Source organism: Streptomyces sp. NPDC008313 (genome assembly GCF_042956125.1).
GTDB lineage: Bacteria > Actinomycetota > Actinomycetes > Streptomycetales > Streptomycetaceae > Streptomyces.
On sequence record NZ_JBIBFR010000027.1, the window covers coordinates 72,850 to 94,172 of the forward strand.

Consider the following 21,323-nt stretch of genomic DNA (forward strand, 5'->3'; position numbering starts at 1 on the left):
GGCCGCCTGTTCGACGCCCGTCGCACGACAGGGACTTCCGTCCGGTACTCAGTTCCTCAGGAAGACCGGGAACGACTCCAGGTCGTTCTGTGTCATCACCGGCAGATTCCTGAGCTCCTCCGGCGCCACCGCCAGGCGCAGGTCCGGGAAGCGCTCGAACAGCGCCGGGAGGGCGATGGACGCCTCCAGACGGGAGAGTGCGGCACCCGGACAGATGTGGGGGCCGTGCCCGAACGCCATGTGACGGATGGGAGCCTGACGGGTGATGTCGAACTCTTCGGCGTTGTCACCGTGTTGCCGCGGGTCGCGGCAGATCGCCCGGTACGACATGACCACACCGTCACCCTTGGGCACGGTGACGTCGCCGATCTGGATGTCCTCGGTGGCGAACCGCATCAGCAGGTGGGTGCTCGGCGGGTCCTGGCGCAGCGCCTCCTCGATCACCGTCTCCCAGCTCACCTTCCCGTCGAGGACCAGTTCCAGCTGCTCCGGGTGGGTCAGCAGGCCGCGGGTGGCGCTGAGGACGAGGTTGATGGTGGTCTCGTGGCCGGCCGCGATCAGGGCCTTGAGGTTGCCGAGGATCTCTTCGTCGTCGAGGGGCCGGCCGCCCGCGTCGGCCAGGATCAGGTCGCTCAGTACGTCCTCACCGGGGGCGGCCTTGCGCTCGGCTATGAACTCCATGTACCAGGTGTCGAGTTCCGCGAGCAGGGCGATCCGCTCGTCGTGCGGAGTGATCATGGAGAAGAACTTCTTGTAACTCTCCGCGAGCCACGGCTGCTTGTCGCGCGGGACATGGAGCAGGAAGCTGACCACCTGCATCGGCAGCGGCTGCGCGAAGCAGGTCTTGAGGTCCACGATCGAGTTGTCTCGGCCGGCGGCCTCGACATCGTCGAGGAGTTGCCGGGTGAACGTCTCCACGTCGGCGCGGATGCTCTCGAGCCGGCGCGGGGTCAGTGCCTGCGCCACCTTGGCCCGCAGCCGTCGGTGCTCGGCGCCGTCCACGGTGAACATGGAGCGGCCGGCGTCGATCATGGTGATCAAGGGCCACTCGTAGGTGACGATCCCCTCGGTCCACAGGCGCCAGGCGTTCATGTCCTTCACCAGACGGGTGTCCGTGAGGAGTTCTCGGGCCACCTCGTGATGCGTGACCGACCAGGCGGGTACGCCCAGCAGTTCGACCCGGGCCACGGGGCCCGCCGTCACCAGGCGGCTGGTCTCGCCGTCCAGGTCGCCCACCATCGGGTCGATGACGATGGGTTCGGCACTTGCCGTGGCACCGCTGTAGGGGCATTGCATCAGGAATCTCCAACAGGTCGGACCGGGGTGAAACGCACCGGCAGCGCCGTGAATCCCCGCAGGAAGGGGGAGGCGCGACGCACCAGGGACTCGGCAGGGACCGCCAGTTCGACATCGGGCAGCCGGTCGAGGAGGACCTCGATCCCGGTGCGCGCGATGACCTCGGCGATCTCCTGGGCGGGGAACGGGCACCTGAACTCACCCTGCCCGAACGCGAGATGGGCGCCGTTGGCGGAGGGAGCGTGGCCGCTGCCCAGCGCGGGAAGGCCCTGACGGACGTGCGGGTCCGTGTTGGCGCCGCCGAAGCCCAGCAGGACCAGGTCACCGGCCCTCACCAGGTGTCCGCCCAATGTGGTGTCCCGGGCGGCGAACCGGTTGGCGAGGATCTGAGTGGGCCCGTCCTCCCACAGCACCTCGTTCATGACCTCGGGGATGCTGTGCCGGGCGCCGCCGAGCGCCGCCATGAACCGGTCGTCGGTGAGCATCAGCCGGACGGTGTTGCCGATCCAGTCCGAGGTGTTGAGGTGACCCGCGGCCGTGAGGGCGCACAGGTCCTCGATGATCTCCTCCTCGGTGAACGGCTCGTCCGGCGAGCTGTCATGAGCCAGCATCCGCGAGGCGACGTCGTCGCCCGGCTGGTCCCGCTTGAGGGCCAGCAGGTCCCCCATGCGCCGCACGAAGCCGATGTGCGCCTCCTGGGCATCCGGTCCCCCGTCCGCCAGCGCGGCGATCAGCCGGGCGATCACGGGTCCGTCCCGGTCGGGGAAACCGATGATCTCCGCGAGCACCAGCGTGGGCAGGATCTTCGCGTACTCGGCGACCAGGTCGGCGGTGCCGCGCCCGCAGAAGGTGTCGATCAGGCGGTCCGCGAGCGCCTCGCTGCCGCGGCGCAACGCGTACGGGTCACCGGCCTCCAGCACCGCGCCGACCATGCGCTGATGCCGGCGGTGCTCCTCCCCCACCGTGAAGTAGATGGACGGCGACCGCTGCCCCAGCATGGGACGCAGCGGCCAGTCCGCGGGGACGTTCTCCCACTGATTCCACAGGCCGACGTCGCGCTGGAAGAGTTCCGGGTCCCTGCACACCTGCAGCAGCTCCCGGTACCCGATCACCAGCCAGCCGGGGAACCCCGCCAGGTCGACCGGGACCACCGCCCCGTGCTCCCGGCGCATCTCGGCGTACTGGGCGGGCGGGTCGGTGTGGAAGCGGGGGCTGCCCAGGAGGTCCACAGGGCACACGCCGCGGGCGGCCGACAGCGGGTCGCCCTCACGTGCGGTGCGGGACGTGGTCATCGGAGAACTCCTCGGCGCGATACGACGTTGCGGGGGCAACGGAGCGCGACAGCGTGATCACGCCCCAAGTCCCGGACACTATAAGGAGGTTTCATGACCGGAGTGCACCGCTTACGGACAACCCGGTGCTGAATGTGATCAAGGTTCGCGCAACAGGCCAGGCGCGCGCCCGCCGGGCGCCGGAGGAGATGAGGGTGCGCGGGCCGGTGGCGGTACCACCGACGGGAACGCCTCACAGCCGCACGCGTCCGGGAGCAAGCCTCTTGCGCGCCTCGGCGCCTCGGCACCAACGCCTGGGGCGGAAGGGCGCTGTCGCGCCGCGGAGGACGCCTGGCCGTGGCTGCTGATGGCGCCGGCCGTGTGCGGCGGGCTCGGCATGGTCGCCGTGAATGCGGTCGGGGCCGCCCGGCCCTGCTCGTCCTCACTGCCACGGCGTTGTGGGCGATGGGCGGCGGCTTCTTCGCTCGCGGGTACGGCCCGGCGTGTTCGGCAACGAGCCTAAGCGGCGAGTGTCTCCTCGTCGGAGGAGACGCCGGTGCGGTTCGCGTACTGCTCGAGCAGGGTGTCCGCCGTGAGCAGAGCCTGCTCGGCGGTGCGGGCCCCGGTCATCACGCACAGCGTGTGCGTGGCGGCGTCGAGTGCGATGCTGGTGGAGCCGGTGGGGCGCACATCGTGTTCGATGCGCACCTGGGCGAACCGGGCCAGCGCCTCGCGCAGTTGCTTCTCCGCCGGGGTAATCATGGTGATGCCTCTCCCCTTCTCAAGCCCCTCCCGCGCACGGCTGACCGCACCGCACGCCGAGGAAGTGTCCGTCCGTGGCCTCGACGGCCACGGTTCACGACCGGACCGGGTCACACAGAACGTCGAATGCCCCGCATCGGGAGATTCACGCCATGCCCCTCATGCCCTTCGGCCCTTTTGTCTCCGCGAGCCCGGTGCTCGAAGTGGCAGACGGGCCGGCCGCCACTCCCGCCGTGTCGATGCCGACAAGCGGCGAGCCGTCCCGCAGTGCCCATGGCGTCCTAGCCGCGAGCGGCCTCTTCCACCGTCGCCCCTGTCTTCAGGACGGTGTGGACGCCGGTGAGTTGCAGGAGCCGCCGAAGTTGCCGCGTCGGCGCGGCCACGCGGAAGTCGGTCGCCTGGTGGGTGAGGATCAGCAGGTTCAGCAGCGCCGAGTCCGCGAAGGCGATGCCGGAGGCGTCCAGAACCACCCTCTGGTGTTCCTTGGCCGCCGTACGCAGCGCGTCCGCCAGAGGCGGTACCGTGCACGCGTCGTAGGAGCCTCGTGCGCCGATGATCCAGGCGCCGCACCGTTCATACTGCATCACCGTGGGCTGATACAGATCCCGCGGCCGGTTCCCGTCCGCGCCGCTCGAGCGCCCCACGACCGCTTCATCGAAAGACACCTCGGGTCCCTCCTGCGTAGCCCCCGACCAGACCATGCCATCCATTGCGTGAAAATTATGTCATGTATCTGCTGTCAGGCAAAGATGGTCCCTAGAATGCTGGGCATGGCTGCAGCACCTGAATCCCACACCGGATGGACGTTCCTCACCAACCACGCGCGCGTGCTGGCGGCCATCGCCGACAAACCGAACATCCGGATCCGCGACATCGCCGCACACTGCAGGCTCACCGAGCGCGCCGTCCAGCGGATCATCTCCGACCTCGAGCTGGACGGTTACCTCTCCCACACCCGCGACGGTCGCACCAACACCTACCGCATCCAGGCGGACAAGGTGCTGCGTCACCCGGCGGAAGCTGGCCTCACCGTGGCCGAACTGCTCTACCTGCTCGTCCAGGACGAAACCGACCGCGGCCGGTCCGGCGGCCGGCCGTCCCGCCTCACCGGCACCAGCGGCACGCCGTAGCGGACCGGATCCATGCCGGCCGCCCGCTGGTGACACGGCCGGACGACCGCGCGAGGACTTCCCGTCGCCCTCCCCACTTACCACCGCTCACCCGAGTCGGCGCTCACCCGACGGCTCCGCCTTCCGCCGTCGGGACACGCGTCACGGACTCCTGCGGCCACGGCTGAGTGGCGGCGGCAGTGTCGGGGACGATGGCGAAGATCTGGTCGAGCCCGGCGATGCGCAGCACCCGCAGGGTGCGGTCGGGGACGGAGGCCAGTGCGATGTCGGCCTGGGCGGCCTGGGCGTGGTTGCGAGCGACGATCAGTGCGGTGATGCCGCTGGAGTCACAGAAACCCATCTCGGCCAGGTCCAGGACCAGGCGCTGCCCCGGCCGGAGGCTGAGCTCGGTGAGCTGCTCCCGCAGCCGGCCGGCGGTGGCGTAGTCGAGGTCGCCGAGAATCCGCAGAACGGGGCCGGTGGGGGCGTTCCGGGTGATGATCTTCAACAGTCTCATGCGGTGGCTTCGGTCTCGGTGATGGACAGGGGTACGCCCAGGGCGAGGAGTGCGGTGTCGTCGTCGAGTCCGTCACCGAAGCTGTCCAGCAGGCCGGTCAGAGCCTCGATCAGGTCCGGCGAGGACTTGCCGGCGTGACCGGCGGCGAACTCGAGCAGGGCGTCGTCCCCGAACAGCGTGGCGCGGTCTTCGCCGGTGCGGGCTTCGGTGAGGCCGTCGGTGTACAGCACGAGGGCGTCGCCCTGGCCGAGGACGGTCGTGGCGGTGGCGAAGGTGGCGGTCGGCAGGACACCGACGAGGAGGCCACCGGGTGTGGGCAGGAAGGCGGCCGTGCCGTCGGCACGCAGGACCATGGCCGAGGGGTGGCCGCCCGAGGCGAGGCGGACGGTGACACGGCCGGTGGCGGGGTCCGGGTCGAGGATGCCGAAGATGACGGTGCAGTAGCGCGGGTCGTCGCCGGTGTAGCGCTCGCGGAGCACCTGGTTGAGCGTTGTCAGGGCGGAGACCGGGTCCGTGTCATGCAGGGCGGCGGCGCGCAGGGTGTAGCGGGTCAGTGAGGTGACAGCCGCGGCCTGGGGGCCCTTGCCGCACACGTCGCCGAGGAAGAAGGCGAAGCGCCGCTCGTCGACGGGGAAGAGGTCGTAGAAGTCGCCGCCGAGCCGGTCGGGAGAGGCGGTGCGGTAGTGCACGGCCGCCTCCACCCCCGGTATGGGCGGCAGAGTGGCGGGCAGCAGGGACTGCTGGAGCACGGCCAGGGCGTCCTGCAGCCGGGCACGGTCGGCCTCCGCCTCCGCATGTGCCTCTTCCGCGGCCTTGCGGGCTCGCAGGAGTTCCTGCTCGTAGGAGCGGCGGTCCCGGGCATCGAAGACGGTGGTGCGGATCAGCAGGGGCTCGCCGGTAGCGCCGTGCTTGACGACGGATGAGACCAGTACCGGTATCCGGCCGCCGTCGGCCTGCTTGACCTCCAGCGCTATGCCGCTGATCTCGCCCTGCATGCGCAGCAGCGGCGCGAAGTGTGTCTCGTGGTACAGCTTGCCGCCCACGGTCAGCAGGTCGGTGAAGCGCCTCCGGCCCACCACGGCCTCCCGCCGGAGGCCCAGCCAGTCCAGCAGAGTCGTGTTGATCTTGGCGATGGTGCCGTCCATCAGCGTGGACAGGTAGCCGCAGGGCGCGTTCTCGTAGAGTTCCTCGACGCTGTCCTCCAGCAGCGAGGCGAACGCCGCGGTCGCCTCCGTCTCGCTGCTCTCGTTGTCCGCGTCGCGCGGGTCGGGCTGCTGCCCGGTGGGACACATCACTTCAGGCCGGCCAGGAAGTCGGTGATCGCTTTGTTGGTGGCCTCGGGAGCGGACAGGTGCGGGCAGTGCCCCGTGGCGTCGAGCGTGACCAGGTGGGAGCCGGGGATCGCCCGGTGGACGAAGGCGCCGACCTCGCGCGGGGCGATGGCGTCCTGAGTGCATTCCAGGATCAGCGTCGGCACCGTCACGCTCTCCAGGTCGTTCCGTGTGTCCGACAGGAACGTGGTGCGGGCGAAGACGTGCGCCATGTCCGGATCGGTGGCGCAGAAGCTGTTCTTCAGTTCCTCGCCCAGTTCGGGCCGGTCCCCGTTGCCCATGATCACTGGCGCCATGGCGGCCGACCAGCCCAGGTAGTTCGACTCCAGTGACGCCAGGAGTTCGTCGATGTCCTCGGCGCTGAATCCGCCCCGGTAGCCGTCGTCGTCCATGTAGCGCGGCGACGGCGCCACCATCACCAGCGCCCCGATCCGCTTCGGCGCCGTCCGGGCGGCCAGCACTCCGATCATCGCGCTCACGGAATGCCCCACGAACACCGCGTCACGCAGGTCGAGCGCCTCGCAGACCTCGACCACATCCTGGGCGTAGCCGTCCATGAAGGCGTAGCGGTCCCGCGAGAACGCGGACAGATCCGATCGGCCGGAACCGACGTAGTCGAACAGCACCACCCTGTAGTCCTCGGCCAGGGCGGGCACGGTCAGCCGCCACATGTTCTGATCACAACCGAACCCATGCGCCAGCACCACCGTCCGCCCCTCGGGGTTTCCGGTGACCGTGACATTGTTCCTGCGTTCGACGTCCATACCCCCACTCTCTCAGGCTTCGCCCGGTGCTCCGTCACGGCTCAGGACCACCACGCACCTCCGGTGGCTACGAGGGAGCCGTGAGGTCCGCCGTCCGTACCGCGTGGGAGACCCGCACCGCATGAACCACCCGGTCGGCCCGGCACCGACCGGTTCAACGGGGCGGAGACCGGTCGCCATGGTCGATCGTCCGTTCCCACCAGTGATGGCTGGTGAACCAGCGACCGAACAAGGCGCCCCCGTAGATCACGAATCCCACTCCGATGAGCCACGACTCCACGATCAGGACGACGCCGACGCCGCCGTAGCTGATCGCGTTGCTGACCAACAGCGGCGTGAGGACGATCTGGGAGAAGGCCCGTAGTCCGCCGAGGCCGATCATGGTGAAGACCGCGCCCGGCAGCAGGTCGCGTCGGTGGATCTGCCCACCGAGCAGGAAGTGCTGGCCCCACCAGAAGAACGCCACGCCCGTCAGCGCCGACACAGCGGTCCGGAGCCACCCGTACAGGGCGATCCGCGTCAGTACCTCCTGGTAGAGGTAGGCGGTCAGGGCGGCCAGCCACATCGCCTGCCGCCAGATCCGGTGCCAGGGCCCCGGCGGCAGGCGCCAGATCCGCTCGTAGCCGTTCTGCACGCTGCCGCCGAAGGCGACACCGAACACGGCCAGCGTGACGCCGCCCAGGACACTGGTCGCGCCGATGACGCTCCGGGGCGGGCTGATGATCCGTGTCACTTCGCGCGCGGAGCGCCCGGACAGGCCCATGCCGTCGACGAGCCAGGAGGCGAAGCCGGTCCGCTTCAGCGGGTCGGCGGCGGCCACCACGATCAGCAGGGGGGCGAGGGTGACCAGGGACAGGGTCGCGAAACCCATGGCCCGGTGCATCAGCTCGAACTCACGGCCCTGCCGGATCAGAGGGTGCGCGCCGAGCCGACGCCCCGCGTGAAGAAGCGTGTGCCAGTACCGGTTCACTGGGCTCCTCGGAACTGGCCGGCCGGGCGGACCACCCCCGTCGCCGTGCTGCGCGCGCGACAGCGACCGCAGGCACGACCCAGGGCACGCCACCATGGTTCAGCGGCTCACCCGGCGCCGCCACCGCACACGGCCGGTCGGGGCATTCCTGCGCGCCGCCTCCTCCGTGTCCGCTCGGCCGCCTGCGGCGGCTCACCGGTGAGGGGGTGGAGGGCGTCACTGCTTCCGCCGGTCACCGTCCGCCCGCGCGGAGCGCCGGCAGGTGCCGCCCGGCCGCACCGGCGTCCGCGGGGCCTCGTCGGCGCCGGTCAGCCGGCCGCGTCGAGGAGGTCGAGGGCGCTCTGCTGGCAGCCGTAGTCCGTGCTGCCCGTACCGCCGCCCCAGTGCGGGCCGTACCGGTCGAGGGGGTCGCGGTCGCGGGTGTAGGCGGTGTCGGCCCACCTCGCGAGTGTGGCGGCGTACGGGTGATCGCCGAGCTGGTTGTCAAGTCGGCCCAGGCCGCGGACGTAGGCGCCCTTGAAACTGGGGCCGTCGCCGACGCAGGAGTCGCTCTCCCCCGGCTCGCGCAGCACTCCGGCGGTCTGCAGCCGTACGGTCGACGCGTTCGCCAGCGCGCGGGCTGTGGTCAGCGACGTCGCGTCACCGGTGGCCCGGTACAGCTCGGTCAGGCCCCCCAGGATCACGCCCTGGTTGTACGTCCACGTCGGCTGGCCGTTGTTGGCGCACGCGCCGTCGAGACCGTCGTTGATCATGTTGTCGCCGTTGATCATCCCGCTGTTCCGGAACCACGACCACTCGCTCTTAGCCCGGTCCAGATAGACGGTGTCTCCGGGGATGCGGTTGTGCAGGGCGGCGGTGAGCTGGAGGAACAGCTCGTTGGTGATCGCGTTCTTGTAGTTGCCGTCGGTGCTCCATCGCACTCCGCCGCCGCAGGTGCCGTTCCAGTTGGCGTACATGTGGTCGGCGTCGGCGCGCGCGGTGTTCAGGTAGCGGCTGTCACCGGTCATGTCGTACGCGGCCACCCAGGCCAGTCCCCACCATCCGGTGTCATCCAGGTACTCGTTCCGGAACTGCCCGCCCTGCGCGTCGATGTTTCTGTCGTAGGTCTGGGCGATGGTGTACGTGTAGCTGCCCATGCCGGTGATCCGGGCGTTGTCGATGATCGCGGTGAGCGCGTTCGCTCCGGTCCACCAGCCGTTGCCGCCGAACAGCTTGGTGGTGCGGTCGTACGACATCATCAGCGCGGTCGCCGCCGCGGTCCGCCGGTCGCCCGCGTTCCACGTGGTGCGCGCCCACGGCGTGCACGCGATGGCGCCGGCCACCTGCCCGCAGGCCCGCAGCGCCCCGATGCCCTGGGTGTTCCAGTCGTCCACGTTGTACATCAACGTCCGCCAGCCGCGCCGGCCGGACGGGACCGTCGTGGCGCCGAGCTTGCTGCCGTCGGCCCAGGTACGGCCGCCGTCGAAGCTGCGGTCGAGCCACACCTGGTCGCCGGCGGCGCCATTGTCGATGGAGGCCCAGCCCATGGCGTCGGCGTCGTCGAAGTGCAGCACGACCGACCGGCCCGACAGCCCGCTGGACACCGGTTGGCGGTCCTGGGGACTGAGGCCCGGATCCCGGGCGTCGCAATACCTGTTGCACACCGTCGTGGAGGCGGCGGAAGCGGCGGAGGCGGGTGATTGCGCGACCATCACCGTAGACAACGTTGCCAGAAGAGCGAGGAGAAGACCAAGAACAGGTCTGCTGGGCTTCATGGAGCCTCCTGAACCGATCGGCCGGGGTGGCAGGCGGTAGGGGCGCGTCCCGGAGGAGAAGGCCGCACGCACTTCTGGGACGCTGGGGCCTCTCGTTTGGATCACGCCGGGCTCGCGGGGTCTGGCACCGCACCTCGCCGCGTTGTCGTCGCTTGCCATGGCTCCGCCATGTCGCCCTCCTCCGCCTTGCGATGCACGGCACCAGACCCCGCTCCCTGATCCGGCCTGATCCAAACGAAAGACCCTAGCCATGGCCCAACACCCCGTCAATGGTCCAGACTTGGTCGGCCTGGAGCGGGAGGTGGCCGGCACGGTGCCGTACGACGCCCCGCCCTCGCCCTCGATCCGCCGGGGTCGAGCACCGCGAGCGGCATTCTGGGCGCCGGCGACATCCAGCCCGGCCGGTGTTCCCCGCGTCCCGTCCGACCCGCACAAGGAGAGCACTCGTGACCGACTCGGCGTCCTTCCTGCTCCAACGCCTGCACGCGGCCGGTCTGACCGATGTCGTCGCGGTCGAGCCGGCCACCGGCGGCCTGGCCGCGACCGCGGGACTCGCACGCCGCGGTGACGGCACGTCGGTGTTCGCCAAGGCGTTCGGCGACTCGTCAACCGAGTCGTTCGGCGAGCCGCCCTCGGACGAAGCCTTCGCCACGGAGGCCGAAGGACTCACCGCGCTGCGCGAGGCGGGCATAGTCGCCACGCCCGACATCGTCCTCGCGGACCGCGGCCTTCTCGTGCTGTCCGTGCTGCGGCCCCGACCGGACACCGGGGCCTTCTGGGAGCGGCTCGCGCATGCCCTCGCCCACCTGCACACCACCACGCGGCACCCCCGATTCGGGTGGCACCGGGACAACTGGCTGGGCCGCCGTCGGCAGGTCAACACCTGGAACGACGACGGATTCGCGTTCTTCGCCCAGCACCGCCTGCTGCGCTGGCTCGATGAGCGCCGCGTCCAGGAGACGCTGGACGCCGCTGACCGGGCGGCGCTGGAGCGGCTGTGCGACCGGCTGCCCGAACTGCTGCCGGTCCGACCCGCCTGCCTGACACACGGCGATCTGTGGGTACAGAACGTCATGGCCACCTCTGACGGGCGGCCCGCGCTGATCGACCCGGCCGTCTCGTACACGTGGGCCGAGGTCGACCTGGCGCATCTGTGGACGACGGCACCGCCGCCCGAGGCGCACCGGTTCTTCGAGCTGTACGCCGAGCTGACCGGGCTCGACCGCGACTGGCGCGACCGCATGCCGATTCTCCAGCTGCGCCAGCACCTGGCCGTCATCGCCCAGTTCGACCCCGACCGGGGCGCGGCCGACCTGGTGCGCACGACGCTGGCTCCGTTCCGGCGGCGGCCTTGAGGCAGGCCGGGACGATGGCCCGTACGGACAGGAACGTGGGGGCGTCGGCGAGTTACTCGCGGACCTGAGGCCGACCGGATGACCGGCGGGGACTACGCGGACGTCGCCAAGCCGTGGGAACCGGGCGCGTACCGGGCAGGCCCGCCTTAATCGACGTGCCCGGCGGGCCGGGCCCCGTTAGCATCACCCGCATGAACGTCACCGGCCGAAGCACCACCGCGACCGCGCGAGCGACCAGCTCGCCGGTTGCCGCCGCCTGACCTTCCCTCTCCCCCGGCGACCGGAAACGGTCCGTCGGTGATGCCGTGGCGCTCCGTTCGCGCGGCCGGACGACTGAACGGTCCCGTTCTCCGGTGCCTCCCCGCCCTGACGCGAAGGAGTCGTCCCATGCTCACGGAACAACTGGTCAGTACGTTCGTCGAGTACTTCGAGGAGCGCGGCCATCGCCGGATCACCGGCTCGACGCTGCTGCCGCCACCCGGCGATCCCGTGCTCTTCACCACCTCCGGCATGCACCCGCTCACCCCCTACCTGGAGGGCCGCCCTCATCCCCTGGGCAGCCGGCTGGTCAACGTGCAGCGCTGCCTGCGCACCACGGACCTGGAGGAGGTCGGCGATGCCACGCATCTGACCGTCTTCGAGATGCTCGGGACCTGGTCGCTGGGCGACTACGAAGGCCCGCTCAGTCTCGACTGGGGATACGGGCTCCTCACCGAGGGGCTGGGGATCGATCCCGGCCTGCTGCACGCCACCGTCTTCGCCGGTGACGGCCGCAGCGGGCCGGACACCGCCTCGCTGCGACTGTGGCAGGAGCGCGGCGTCCCCGTCGAACTCACCGTGGAGGACAACTGGTGGTCCAACGGACCGGTGGGCCCGTGCGGTTCGGATTCGGAGATCTTCCTGTGGAGCGGTGACTGCCCACCCCGGTCGACACCCACACGGGACGACCGCTGGGTGGAGGTGTGGAACCACGTGACGATGACTCACCGCCGCCTCGTCGACGGTTCCCTCGTGCCCCTCCCCCAGCGCAACGTCGACACCGGACTCGGTCTGGAGCGGCTGGCCTCACTGCTCCAGGGCAGGCCGTCCGTGTTCGAGTGCGATGTCTTCGATCCCTGGCGCCGCCTCGTGCCGAACCTGTGGCCTCTGGAGGAACCCTCACTGCGTCTGGTCTGCGACCACCTGCGCTCGGCCGTCGTCGTGCTCGGCGACGGCGTCCGTCCGGCCAACTCCGGCCAGGGCTACGTGCTGCGACGCCTGCTGCGGCGGGTCCTCACCGTCCTGTGGCGGGACGATCCCTCGCGTGGTCTCGGGGACCTGCCGGACGAACTGGTCCGGCACACCCTGGACCATTTCCGGCAGGACACGCACCCGGCCGCCGTGCTGCGGATGCTGCTCGAGGAGGAGCGCCGGTTCCAACAGCTCCTGGAACGCGGCAGGCGGCTACTCGCCCGGCCCCGGTACCGGGGTCCGCTGACCGAGGAGGACTTCCACCGTCTTCACGACACCCACGGCCTGCCTCGTGACCTGATCGACGGCCTGCGGCGAGAGTAGCGGCGCAGTGATCCGGCGCGCCCGGCGCCGCATGCCCCGGGCGCGGCGGGGGGCGGACGGTCAGGGGCGGCAGTGTCATGAGACGGACACGAAAGTGGTGTGAAGACTGCCGGGATACGGCAATGAAGGACGTCGGCCCCCGTGGGACCATCCGGCAGGACAGCGACAGAACGCCGGACAGGTGCGGCGTCGGCGGGGAGGCGGGTGCTGTGACTCTGTTTCTTGGTCTCGGCATAGCGGGGGTCGTCCTTTTCGTGCTGTCGCTCGTCCTCGACGGCGTCCTCGAGGGGCTCTTCCATGGCTTCGGCGTACTGGCCGGGTTCTTCGACGGACTGCTGTCGCTGCCGGTGATCGCCGGGTTCGTCTCCATGCTCGGCTTCGGCGGCGCGATCACCCTGGGCACCACCGGCCTCGGCGCGGGCCCGGCGGCCGTCGTGGGAGCCGGCGCGGGCGTCGGAGCGGGCTGGCTGACCCTGAGGTTCAGCCGGGCCCTGATGCGTGATCAGACGTCGCTCACTCCGCGCGGCGAGGACCTCGTCGGCAGTTCCGGCAGCGTGGTCACGGCGATCCCGGCCGACGGCTACGGCGAGGTGCTGGTGCGCCTCGCGGGCCAGCCGGTGAAGCTCGCGGCCAGGAGCGGGACACCGGTGGCGCGGGGAACCGAGATCTGGGTGGAGGCGTCCCTCTCGCCGACCTCGGTCGCCGTACGCCGCGTGGAACGCTGAGCCGCGCGCCGGACACAAGGGCGGCGCCCCTTCTCACCGCACGCACCCCGCACCACATACACAGAAATTCGATCTGCCGTCCCCTGGGAGGGCTGAGGGGAATTCGCCATGAGTTCAGTCGTCATCGCCGTGGCAGGAGTCGTCGTACTCGTCGTCCTGCTCGCGCTGGTCGTCGTCACCCGCTACAAGGTGGCGGGTCCGAGTGAGGCGTTCATCGTCACCGGGCGGCGCGGCAAGAGGGCCACCGATCCCGAGACCGGCCGGGTCTTCACCGACAACAGCGGGCAGAAGGTCGTCGTCGGCGGCGGTGTCTTCGTCGTGCCGTTCGTACAGCAGAAGTTCACGCTCGACCTGTCGTCCCGGCACATCCCCGTCGCGGTGCGCGGCGCGGTCACCCTGCGCGGCGTCAAGGCGCACCTCGAAGGGGTCGCCATCGTGAAGGTCGGTGGCTCCGAGGACTCGATCCGCGCCGCCGCGCAGCGGTTCCTGATGCAGCAGGACGGCATCGTCGGCTTCACCCAGGAGGTGCTGTCCGGCGCACTGCGCGCCATCGTGGGCCGGATGTCGGTGGAGGACATCATCCGCGACCGGGCCGCGTTCGCGGGCCAGGTCGCCGAGGAGGCCGAGGCGAGCCTGTCCGGGCAGGGCCTGGTGCTGGACGCGTTCCAGATCCAGGACATCACCACCGAAGGCTCCTACCTCGAGGACCTCGGCCGCCCCGAGGCCGCCCGTGCCAGGCAGGAGGCGGACATCGCCGAGGCTGTCGCCCGGCGCGCGGCCGAGCAGGCCCGGCTCAAGGCCGAGGAGGAGATCGCGATCGCGCAGCGGACGTTCGCGCTCAAGCAGGCCGAGATCAAGGCGGAGACCGACGAGGCGGCGGCCCGTGCGGCCGCCGCGGGTCCGCTGGCCGAGGCCGCACGGCGCCAGGACGTCCTGTCCGAGCAGGAGAAGGTCGCCGAGCGGCAGGCCGCGCTGACCGACCGCGAGCTCGACACCGAGGTCCGCAAGCCCGCCGACGCCGCCCGGTACCAGGCCGAGCAGGAGGCCGAGGCCCGCCGTATCGCCCTGGTCAAGCAGGCCGAGGCGGATGCCCAGCGGGCCCGGCTCACCGGTGAGGGCGAGAAGGCGCACCGTGCGGCGCTCGCCGACGCCGTCCGCATCGAGGGTGAGGCCGAGGCCGCCGCGATCGCCGCCAAGGGCGCCGCCGAGGCGGAGGCCATGCGCAAGAAGGCCGACGCGTTCACCCAGTACGGCGACGCGGCGATGCTGCAGATGCTCGTCGAGGTCCTGCCGCAGGTGGTCGCCAAGGCCGCCGAGCCGCTCAGCGCCATCGACAAGATGACGGTGATCTCCACGGACGGCGCCGGCCGGCTGCCGCGCGCTGTGGCCGACAACGTCGCCCAGGGCGTCGAACTCCTCAGCTCCACCACGGGAATGGACCTCGCGGCGATGCTGAAGGGGATCACCGGGCGGCAGAGCGTTCCCCAGCCGGTGACCACGACGCCCGCCGAGGCCAACGGGAAGATCACCATCGCCGAGTAGACCGTCCGTACGGTCACCGGGCCCGGCCAGGAGGACGACGGCCGGGCCCCGTCCGTCTCGGCGAGCTCCCGCCTTCGCGTCGTCCCCGCGTACGGAAAGGCGCTCGGTGCTCCTCTCCGTACGCGGACGGGCGTGCGCTCTCAGAAGGGTTCGGCGGCCTGGAGCAGACGCGGGGGCAGGTAGGGGGACTCGACCCGGATCTCCCAGCCCCGGCGGCGGGCGTGGCAGGCCAGGGCGAGGACGTGGAGGTCGACCGCGGCGTCCGGGTCGTCGGCGCGGTCGGCGACGCGGTAGTGATCGCGGTGTGCTTCGAGGGCGTCGGCCAGGGCCAGGTTGAAGCTCTCCTCGTCGCCCTCCACCAGCTGCGACAGCAGCACCGCCGGCCGCGGGAAGAATCCCCAGCCCCTGGCCTTCTCGGCCTCCTTCATCGCCTGCTCCGCCGTCTGCTCGGTGTCCACGCCCGTCAGGTAGGCGTGGAGAGCCTGCCGGTACGCGGTGTAGGCGGAGCCGTCCTCGCCGGCGAACGCGGGGCCGGTGAGGACCAGGGGAGCGAGATCCTCGCGGGCACCGGTGATCAGGGCGAGGGTGGTGGCCTTCTCCCAGTTCGCGGGGCCCGCCTTCTCGCCTCGCGACGCCGGGCAGCGCAGGTTCCGTCCGGCGACGGTCACCTCGGCGTCCGTGCCCGGTTCGGCGAGGGCGACGCGGAACAGGGCCGCCCCCAGCTGCGAGGCCAGCCGCAGATTCGAGAGCTGGGCGTCCGTGACGTCTGCGGAATGGCAGGCACGCCATTTGAAGAGGAGTTCCTGGTACCCCATGGCTCCCGCGAGCTTCCCCGCGGCGAGGGTCTCCCCGTCCTGCGACGTGATCGCCTCCTGGGTGTACCGGTCGAACAGCGCCTCGCTCTCCAGGTCCACGGTCCGGTCGCTCGCCGGCCGCTCGATCGCCAGCGTTCCCGCGGACAGCGCGGCGGCCGCGTCCTGGCGCCGGTCGCGGCCGAACCCGCCGACCCTCGGTCCGGCGTTCTCGAAGCCGGTGACCAGGGCGTGCGGGAGGTAGTCGGTGTGCACCGCCGGCATCCAGCCCAGCGTCCGGTACGCGAACGCGGCCAGGCCGAGCGGTACGAGCGGGAGCAGGCTGCCCGGCGACGCGGCGGGGCCCTGGAGGGCGGCGTGCGCGAGCAGCAGGTCGGCCAGCCCGGAGTCGAAGGCTTCACGGTCCTCGGCGGCCAGGGCGCGCAGCGTCCGCAACGCGATGCCGTGGGGCCGGTCGAGCAGTCCCTCGCCGGTCTCCTCGGCGCGGGTGCGTACGCGGTCCAGGGCCGCGTCGACGGCGACGAGCTTGGCCTGCGCGCTCGGCGGGTACTCCTCGTCGTCACCGGTGTCGTCGAGGACCACGGCCGTCAGTCCCGTGGCGAGTTCACCGGCGGGAGTTCCCTGCGCCTGTCCGGCGAACTTCTGCCGGGCGAAGTCGAAGGCCTCACCGTGCCACTGGGCCTTGTCCCTGAGCACCGCGAGACAGAGCGCGTTGATCCACTCCCCGGGGGTGACGGTCTCGGCGGGGGCGTCCTCGCCACGGTCGTAACTCAGGCCGAAGTTCACGTAGTCCAGGAAGACCTGGAAGCTGGAGTGCGGGTGGTACGCGGCGTAGGCGACGGCGCCGGCCGCCGCCTCGGAGGCGTCCTTCAGGGCTGCCTGGGCCTCCGGGGTGTCGAGACCGGAGGCCGTGAGGGAGAGGGCCCCCAGGTAGTCGAGGAACTCGTCGGCGACCGACTGCCACTCGTAGGTGGCCACCCTGCCGGCTCGCGACATGGAGTGGACCAGCCCTCCGATCCGGTTCGCGAAGTCCTCGCGTGCTGCCGACACGGCAGCCTCACCCACCTGGTGACGTTCTATCCGCACTGCCCTGCTCCTTGATCGCGTCGGTGCGGACAGCCTAACGAGCCCGTGAACGACGTGCGGTGGGACGTGCGCGAACCGGCCGTCCGTCGCCGTGCGGGATCGGGAGCGGAAGCGGGAGCGGTGGGTGCCTGCTGCCCGCCGTCGGTCACGGTGTGCTTCGGCCGTCAGGGGTGGCCGAGGCTGCCGCCGCCCGTGCGCCCGTCCGGCCGCGGACCGCGGAGGCGAGCAGGGTCAGCACCGCGCCCACGACGGCCCAGACCGTCAGGACGAGCCAGGGGACGGTGGTCTTCACCCCGCCGAAGTAGGCGTGATCGCGGTTGAGGCTGGTCGCGGCGCCGTTGGGGAACCAGGGGCCGATGGCCCGCCAGAACGGCGGCATCATGGGCGGCGCGTACACGCCGCCGGCGGAGGGGTTGCCCAGGATGACGAAGAGAAGGACCGCCAGGCCGATGCCGACGACGCCCAGGAAACACTGCAGGGCCATGGTGCACGCGCCGACGGCGAAGACCACGAGGGTCCCGATGCCCCACAGGGCGGGGATGCCGGCCGGAAGCGCCCCCAGGACGGGACCGACGATGACGGCGCCTCCCAGGCCCGCGACGACGGAGTAGAGCGCCAGCACTCCGAGGCGGATCGCCGCCCTGCCGCGGTTGGCCGGGCGGGCACCCGCGCTGATGCCGAGGATGGCGGCGACCAGGTAGCCGCCCACGCACCAGCCGACGGCCAGGTAGAAGGAGCTGAGGCCGTTCTGGTCGCTACGGGAGACGGGGACCACGTCCCGGACGGAGAGGGTGCGGTGCTGCGAGGCCACCACCGCTTCCATGTTCCGCTCGATGGCGGTGGTCAGGGAGGCTCCGGACGCCGAGGCGACCAGCAGCCGGTCCCGTGTCCCCGCCGGATCGGGAACGTACGCGCTGTAGAGCTTCAGCGCCTTGATCCGGGCGACGGCCTCCGCCTCGGACGACACGGGCCTGGCGTCCAGCGGGCGTCCGGGCAGGGCGTTGAGCCGCTCGACCACCTTCGCCCCATCGCCTGCCGGGGCGACGACCCCGATCGAGGCCTTGTGCGGCAGCGGATGGTGCAACGCTCCCACGTAGCTGACGATGAACCCGAACTGCAGCAGCAGCGTGGACAGAACCAGGAGCGCGGCCCGGACACTCACCGCGTCCCGCAGTTCGGCGGTGAAACCACGCGAGGCTCCGCTGGAGTCCTGCAGGCTGGACATGGTCCGAATCCTCCCCTGACAAGGGTCTGACCTCAGGAATGCACCCAAACGGGAGGATTCTCGCATCCGTCACTGCCTGCGGAGCGCGCCCACGCCGACGCCCGCCCGCGCGCCTGGGGGCGCGCTCGCCGGCGCGCGTGCCCGCGTTTCGCCGCCGCCGGGCCGGTCCGGTGCGCGGCCGGGCCCTGTCGCCGACCGCTCCCGCCCGTCCGTGGCGTGCCGGGCGGGGGTCGGTCGCGGGCCGGCTTGTCCGTCAGTCCTTGCCGCGCCCCGACAGGGCGTCCCTGACGCGGTCCACCATGCCCACCCCGGGGGCCAGCAGCTTGTTGGCGGGCGGGGTGTCCGGGGCGGAGGGGTGCGGCCGGGTCGGTGCGGTCTTCTTCGCCTGCCGGATCTTGTCGCCCAGCTTCATCAGCTCCTCCCCGGAGGCCGACGCACGCAGCCGGGGGAAGAGGTTGTCCTCCTCGTCACGGACGTGCGAGCGGATCTCCGTCATCAATTCGCCGATGAGCCGGTCGAACGCGGGGTCGTCCGCGTCGGCGCCCTCCAGTTCCTTCATGGTCCGTTCCGCCGTGGCGTGGTCCCCGAGCTCCCTGTCGGCGATGCTGTCGCCGTCCGGCAGGAACTCGCGGACCGCGGGGTAGAGGTACGCCTCTTCCGCCACCGAGTGCCGTACCAGCTCGATCACGGCCTGGTCGGCGTACTTCTTGCGCCGCTCGTCCCCCGGAGCCAGACTCTCGATCTTCCCGAACAGCTCCTCGACCTCGCGGTGGTCGGTGGTCAGCTCAGCGACAACGTCTCCGCCGTGTCCCATGGGACACTCCTCTCTCCTGTGATGACCGCGGTGCCCCGACCGTGTATCCCCGGCGGACGTCCGCAAACGGCGGCACGGCATCCCGCCGGGCAGGGCCGTCACCCCTGGGAATCCGTGAGGATCCATGAGGATCCGTCACGAGGGCTGCCACGGCCGGAGTTTGTCCGGGTTGCGTACCGCCCAGATGCGCGCGATCCGGTCGTCGTCGGCGACCTCGAAGGCGAACACCGTCTCGACCCGGCCCTCGGCCTCGACCACCAGGCCCGGCCGCCCGTTGACGGTGCGTTCGAGGATCGTGCGGGGCGGCGCGCACCGGGCGATCGTGACGTAGAGGTGGGCGATCCGCTCCGCTCCCTCGATCGGCAGCAGATGGGCGATGGCACGGCCGCCCCCGTCGGCTGTCGCGGTGGCACCCGGGTCGAGCAGGCCGAGCAGGGCGTCGATGTCCTGCGCCTCCCAGGCCGCCTTGAACCGCCGGACGACGCCCGCCTGCCGGGCCATGTCCGGGCCCGCCCCGGTCCGCGCCGCGGTGACGCGGCGGCGGGCCGAGGACGCCAGCTGACGGCACGCCGCCGGACTGCGGCCGACGATCTCGGCCACCTCGGCGAACGGATAGCGGAAGACGTCGTGGAGTACGAACGCGACCCGCTCGGCCGGGGTCATCGACTCGAACACGACCAGGAGGGCCATGGTCACCGACTCGTCGAGGGTGATCCTGTCGGCAGGGTCCCCGCCCGCGCCGTCCGCCGCCCCGGCGATCCACTCCGCGGGGTCCCGCAGCGGCTCCGGGAGCCATTCCCCGACGTACGTCTCCCGCCGATGGCGTGCCGAGCCCAGCTGGGTCAGGCAGATGCGGCCGGCCACCCTGGTCAGCCAGGCACCCGGGGACACGATCGCCTCCCGGCGCGCCCGGGACATCGCGTACCAGCGGGTGTAGGTCTCCTGGACGACGTCCTCCGCGTCCGCCAGGGATCCGAGCAGCCGGTAGGCGAGATTGAGCAGCTGCCGCCGCTCGCTCATGATCGCGCTCAGACCCGGGTCCCGCTGCTCGTCCGCCTGCCGTTGCGCCTGTTCCGACGGGGTGGTCATGCGCTCTCCTGCTCTCTCGTTCAGCTTCCCTCTCCCTTACGACGCGGCAGGGCGGCGAAATGTGAGGTCGGCGGCCGCCTCACATTCGGCGGAGCTGTGTGGTCGGACCGGTGAAGAGGAGTACGCCACCACAGGACAGGACGCTGAGCATGAACGACTTCCAGGAGATCGCCGACCGCGTCGAGATCGAGGCGCTGCGCGGCGAGTTCACCGACGCGGCGATGATGCGCGACCGTGCCCGCTTCGCCGCACTGTTCACCCCCGACGGTGCGCTGCGCATGCCCGACATCCCGGTCGAGCTCATCGGCCGGGAGGAGATCCTGAGCGGCGCCGAGCGCCTGCAGAGCCAGTGGGACTTCTTCGTCCAGAACAGCCACCCCGGCACGATCCGGATCGACGGCGACGACGCCACCGGGCGCACCTACATGCAGGAGGTCGCACGGCTGCTCGACGGCCGCTCGGGCCTGAACTTCGCCATCTACCACGACGCCTACCGGCGTACGCCGGAGGGATGGAGGTTCGCCGAGCGGGTCTACGAGATCCGGTACGCCGACACTTCTCCGCTGGGCGGTTCGGCACCCGGCCCGGATGCCCGGGCCCACGGCTCCGGTGAGGCGCGGGCGCAGGCATCGGCGGAGGAGGAGGCGGCGGTCGCCGGCCCGGCGTACGACTTCGGCGCACCGGCGTCCGCCGAGCGACTGGAACGGACGATCGAGGCGCTGCGGGCGAACGGCTTCACCGCCGAGCTGCTCGACGACGCCGCGGCGGCCCGTGCCCGCGTCAAGGACCTGATACCGGAGGGCGCGAGTGTCTTCACCGGAGCCAGTGAGACGCTTCGGCTCTCCAGGATCGTGGAGGACATCGAGGCGGACGACCGCTGCGAGGCCATCCGGCCGCGCGTGCTGACGATGGACCGTGCCACCGAGTCCGACCGGATCCGCCGGCTGATCGCCACTCCCGACGTCTTCCTCGCCGGAGTCGCGGCCGTCACCGAGACCGGCTCGCTCGTCATCGCCTCGGGCAGCGGCAGCCAGCTGCCCGCCTCCGCGGGCGGCGCCGCGAAGGCGATCTGGGTCGTCGGGGCGCAGAAGGTGGTGCCCGACCTGAGCACCGCGCTGCGCCGGGTCGAGGAGCACGCCCTTGCGCTGGAGACGGCCCGCGCCCAGGCGGTCTACGGGCAGCCGAGCGCGGTCAACCGTCTGCTCGTCCTCAACGCCGAGCCGCAGCCCGGGCGCGGCACCGTCCTGCTGCTGCGCGAGGCCATCGGCTTCTGACCTCCCGCGCCCCGCCGGCGTCGGGGCGACGCGGACGAGGGCGACAGCGAGCGTTTCGGCTCGCCGTCCCCCT

At 71.2% G+C, this 21,323-nt stretch carries 19 protein-coding genes; 6 read left to right on the forward strand and 13 right to left on the reverse strand.

Going from position 1 to position 21,323, the window contains the following annotated elements:
- Positions 1 to 48: 48 nt before the first annotated feature.
- From ACFY93_RS29310 to ACFY93_RS29325, 4 genes are all read right to left on the reverse strand, one after another.
- Complete coding sequence (locus ACFY93_RS29310) at positions 49 to 1,296, reverse strand: cytochrome P450 (protein ID WP_391364530.1); 1,248 nt, start codon at positions 1,294 to 1,296, stop codon at positions 49 to 51.
- Positions 1,296 to 2,588 (reverse strand): cytochrome P450, encoded by a 1,293-nt coding sequence (locus ACFY93_RS29315; RefSeq protein ID WP_391364532.1) that lies wholly within the window; start codon positions 2,586 to 2,588, stop codon positions 1,296 to 1,298. Before ACFY93_RS29315 ends, ACFY93_RS29310 begins: the two co-directional genes overlap by 1 nt.
- 498 nt (positions 2,589 to 3,086) lie before the next feature.
- Entirely contained in the window at positions 3,087 to 3,329 is a 243-nt protein-coding gene (locus tag ACFY93_RS29320; protein WP_391364534.1) for a DUF5133 domain-containing protein, read from the reverse strand.
- 281 nt (positions 3,330 to 3,610) lie between these two features.
- Positions 3,611 to 3,913 (reverse strand): STAS domain-containing protein, encoded by a 303-nt coding sequence (locus ACFY93_RS29325; RefSeq protein WP_391364536.1) that lies wholly within the window; start codon positions 3,911 to 3,913, stop codon positions 3,611 to 3,613.
- 186 nt (positions 3,914 to 4,099) lie between these two features.
- Here ACFY93_RS29325 and ACFY93_RS29330 point away from each other — a divergent pair, with 186 nt between their 5' ends.
- Entirely contained in the window at positions 4,100 to 4,459 is a 360-nt protein-coding gene (locus ACFY93_RS29330) for a MarR family transcriptional regulator (protein WP_391364538.1), read from the forward strand.
- A gap of 103 nt (positions 4,460 to 4,562) precedes the next feature.
- On the opposite strand, the gene ACFY93_RS29335 is transcribed toward ACFY93_RS29330, so the two are convergent.
- The 5 genes from ACFY93_RS29335 to ACFY93_RS29355 form a co-directional block, all read right to left on the reverse strand.
- The gene (locus tag ACFY93_RS29335; protein WP_391364540.1) at positions 4,563 to 4,955 is read right to left on the reverse strand and encodes an anti-sigma factor antagonist; all 393 of its coding nucleotides are present in this window, start codon (positions 4,953 to 4,955) and stop codon (positions 4,563 to 4,565) included.
- Positions 4,952 to 6,247, reverse strand: coding sequence for a SpoIIE family protein phosphatase (locus ACFY93_RS29340; RefSeq protein WP_391364542.1), 1,296 nt, complete (start codon positions 6,245 to 6,247; stop codon positions 4,952 to 4,954). Before ACFY93_RS29340 ends, ACFY93_RS29335 begins: the two co-directional genes overlap by 4 nt.
- Positions 6,247 to 7,050 carry an alpha/beta fold hydrolase gene (locus tag ACFY93_RS29345; protein ID WP_391364544.1) on the reverse strand — a complete coding sequence of 268 codons (804 nt, stop codon included), beginning with the start codon at positions 7,048 to 7,050 and terminating at the stop codon, positions 6,247 to 6,249. Before ACFY93_RS29345 ends, ACFY93_RS29340 begins: the two co-directional genes overlap by 1 nt.
- A 154-nt stretch (positions 7,051 to 7,204) precedes the next feature.
- Positions 7,205 to 8,020, reverse strand: coding sequence for a ribonuclease BN (locus tag ACFY93_RS29350; RefSeq protein WP_391364546.1), 816 nt, complete (start codon positions 8,018 to 8,020; stop codon positions 7,205 to 7,207).
- A gap of 308 nt (positions 8,021 to 8,328) precedes the next feature.
- Positions 8,329 to 9,711, reverse strand: coding sequence for a glycoside hydrolase family 76 protein (locus ACFY93_RS29355; RefSeq protein WP_391364548.1), 1,383 nt, complete (start codon positions 9,709 to 9,711; stop codon positions 8,329 to 8,331).
- Between the two features lie 509 nt (positions 9,712 to 10,220).
- On the opposite strand from ACFY93_RS29355, the gene ACFY93_RS29360 reads away from it, so the two are divergent.
- The 4 genes from ACFY93_RS29360 to ACFY93_RS29375 all read left to right on the forward strand — a co-directional run bounded on the left by ACFY93_RS29360 (position 10,221) and on the right by ACFY93_RS29375 (position 14,950).
- Positions 10,221 to 11,129 carry a fructosamine kinase family protein gene (locus ACFY93_RS29360; RefSeq protein WP_391364550.1) on the forward strand — a complete coding sequence of 303 codons (909 nt, stop codon included), beginning with the start codon at positions 10,221 to 10,223 and terminating at the stop codon, positions 11,127 to 11,129.
- Between the two features lie 387 nt (positions 11,130 to 11,516).
- Positions 11,517 to 12,683 (forward strand): alanine--tRNA ligase-related protein, encoded by a 1,167-nt coding sequence (locus ACFY93_RS29365; RefSeq protein ID WP_391364552.1) that lies wholly within the window; start codon positions 11,517 to 11,519, stop codon positions 12,681 to 12,683.
- Positions 12,684 to 12,892: 209 nt separating this feature from the next.
- Positions 12,893 to 13,408 (forward strand): hypothetical protein, encoded by a 516-nt coding sequence (locus tag ACFY93_RS29370; RefSeq protein WP_391364554.1) that lies wholly within the window; start codon positions 12,893 to 12,895, stop codon positions 13,406 to 13,408.
- A gap of 108 nt (positions 13,409 to 13,516) precedes the next feature.
- The gene (locus tag ACFY93_RS29375; protein WP_391364556.1) at positions 13,517 to 14,950 is read left to right on the forward strand and encodes an SPFH domain-containing protein; all 1,434 of its coding nucleotides are present in this window, start codon (positions 13,517 to 13,519) and stop codon (positions 14,948 to 14,950) included.
- Positions 14,951 to 15,090: 140 nt separating this feature from the next.
- Here ACFY93_RS29375 and ACFY93_RS29380 read toward each other — a convergent pair whose 3' ends face one another.
- The 4 genes from ACFY93_RS29380 to sigJ all read right to left on the reverse strand — a co-directional run bounded on the left by ACFY93_RS29380 (position 15,091) and on the right by sigJ (position 19,976).
- Positions 15,091 to 16,827, reverse strand: coding sequence for an Imm49 family immunity protein (locus ACFY93_RS29380; RefSeq protein ID WP_391364597.1), 1,737 nt, complete (start codon positions 16,825 to 16,827; stop codon positions 15,091 to 15,093).
- A gap of 166 nt (positions 16,828 to 16,993) precedes the next feature.
- The gene (locus tag ACFY93_RS29385) at positions 16,994 to 18,073 is read right to left on the reverse strand and encodes a DUF3533 domain-containing protein (protein WP_391364558.1); all 1,080 of its coding nucleotides are present in this window, start codon (positions 18,071 to 18,073) and stop codon (positions 16,994 to 16,996) included.
- A 253-nt stretch (positions 18,074 to 18,326) separates the two neighbouring features.
- Positions 18,327 to 18,887, reverse strand: a complete 561-nt coding sequence (locus ACFY93_RS29390; RefSeq protein ID WP_391364560.1) for a hemerythrin domain-containing protein — start codon at positions 18,885 to 18,887, stop codon at positions 18,327 to 18,329.
- Positions 18,888 to 19,022: 135 nt separating this feature from the next.
- On the reverse strand, positions 19,023 to 19,976 hold the full coding sequence (gene sigJ, locus ACFY93_RS29395; RefSeq protein ID WP_391364561.1) for an RNA polymerase sigma factor SigJ: 954 nt from the start codon (positions 19,974 to 19,976) through the stop codon (positions 19,023 to 19,025).
- Positions 19,977 to 20,125: 149 nt separating this feature from the next.
- Between sigJ and ACFY93_RS29400 the strand changes: the two genes are divergently transcribed.
- Complete coding sequence (locus tag ACFY93_RS29400) at positions 20,126 to 21,250, forward strand: LUD domain-containing protein (RefSeq protein WP_391364563.1); 1,125 nt, start codon at positions 20,126 to 20,128, stop codon at positions 21,248 to 21,250.
- Positions 21,251 to 21,323: the final 73 nt, after the last annotated feature.

Bases quoted from the DNA above. Each gene is read 5' to 3' on its own strand.
- ACFY93_RS29335 (WP_391364540.1), bottom strand. From the start codon at position 4,955: ATGAGACTGTTGAAGATCATCACCCGGAACGCCCCCACCGGCCCCGTT.
- ACFY93_RS29325 (WP_391364536.1), bottom strand. From the start codon at position 3,913: ATGCAGTATGAACGGTGCGGCGCCTGGATCATCGGCGCACGAGGCTCC.
- ACFY93_RS29390 (WP_391364560.1), bottom strand. From the start codon at position 18,887: ATGGGACACGGCGGAGACGTTGTCGCTGAGCTGACCACCGACCACCGC.
- ACFY93_RS29385 (WP_391364558.1), bottom strand. From the start codon at position 18,073: ATGTCCAGCCTGCAGGACTCCAGCGGAGCCTCGCGTGGTTTCACCGCC.
- ACFY93_RS29365 (WP_391364552.1), top strand. From the start codon at position 11,517: ATGCTCACGGAACAACTGGTCAGTACGTTCGTCGAGTACTTCGAGGAG.
- ACFY93_RS29310 (WP_391364530.1), bottom strand. From the start codon at position 1,296: ATGCAATGCCCCTACAGCGGTGCCACGGCAAGTGCCGAACCCATCGTC.
- ACFY93_RS29400 (WP_391364563.1), top strand. From the start codon at position 20,126: ATGAACGACTTCCAGGAGATCGCCGACCGCGTCGAGATCGAGGCGCTG.
- ACFY93_RS29340 (WP_391364542.1), bottom strand. From the start codon at position 6,247: ATGTGTCCCACCGGGCAGCAGCCCGACCCGCGCGACGCGGACAACGAG.
- ACFY93_RS29375 (WP_391364556.1), top strand. From the start codon at position 13,517: ATGAGTTCAGTCGTCATCGCCGTGGCAGGAGTCGTCGTACTCGTCGTC.
- sigJ (WP_391364561.1), bottom strand. From the start codon at position 19,976: ATGACCACCCCGTCGGAACAGGCGCAACGGCAGGCGGACGAGCAGCGG.
- ACFY93_RS29330 (WP_391364538.1), top strand. From the start codon at position 4,100: ATGGCTGCAGCACCTGAATCCCACACCGGATGGACGTTCCTCACCAAC.
- ACFY93_RS29315 (WP_391364532.1), bottom strand. From the start codon at position 2,588: ATGACCACGTCCCGCACCGCACGTGAGGGCGACCCGCTGTCGGCCGCC.
- ACFY93_RS29355 (WP_391364548.1), bottom strand. From the start codon at position 9,711: ATGGTCGCGCAATCACCCGCCTCCGCCGCTTCCGCCGCCTCCACGACG.
- ACFY93_RS29320 (WP_391364534.1), bottom strand. From the start codon at position 3,329: ATGATTACCCCGGCGGAGAAGCAACTGCGCGAGGCGCTGGCCCGGTTC.
- ACFY93_RS29345 (WP_391364544.1), bottom strand. From the start codon at position 7,050: ATGGACGTCGAACGCAGGAACAATGTCACGGTCACCGGAAACCCCGAG.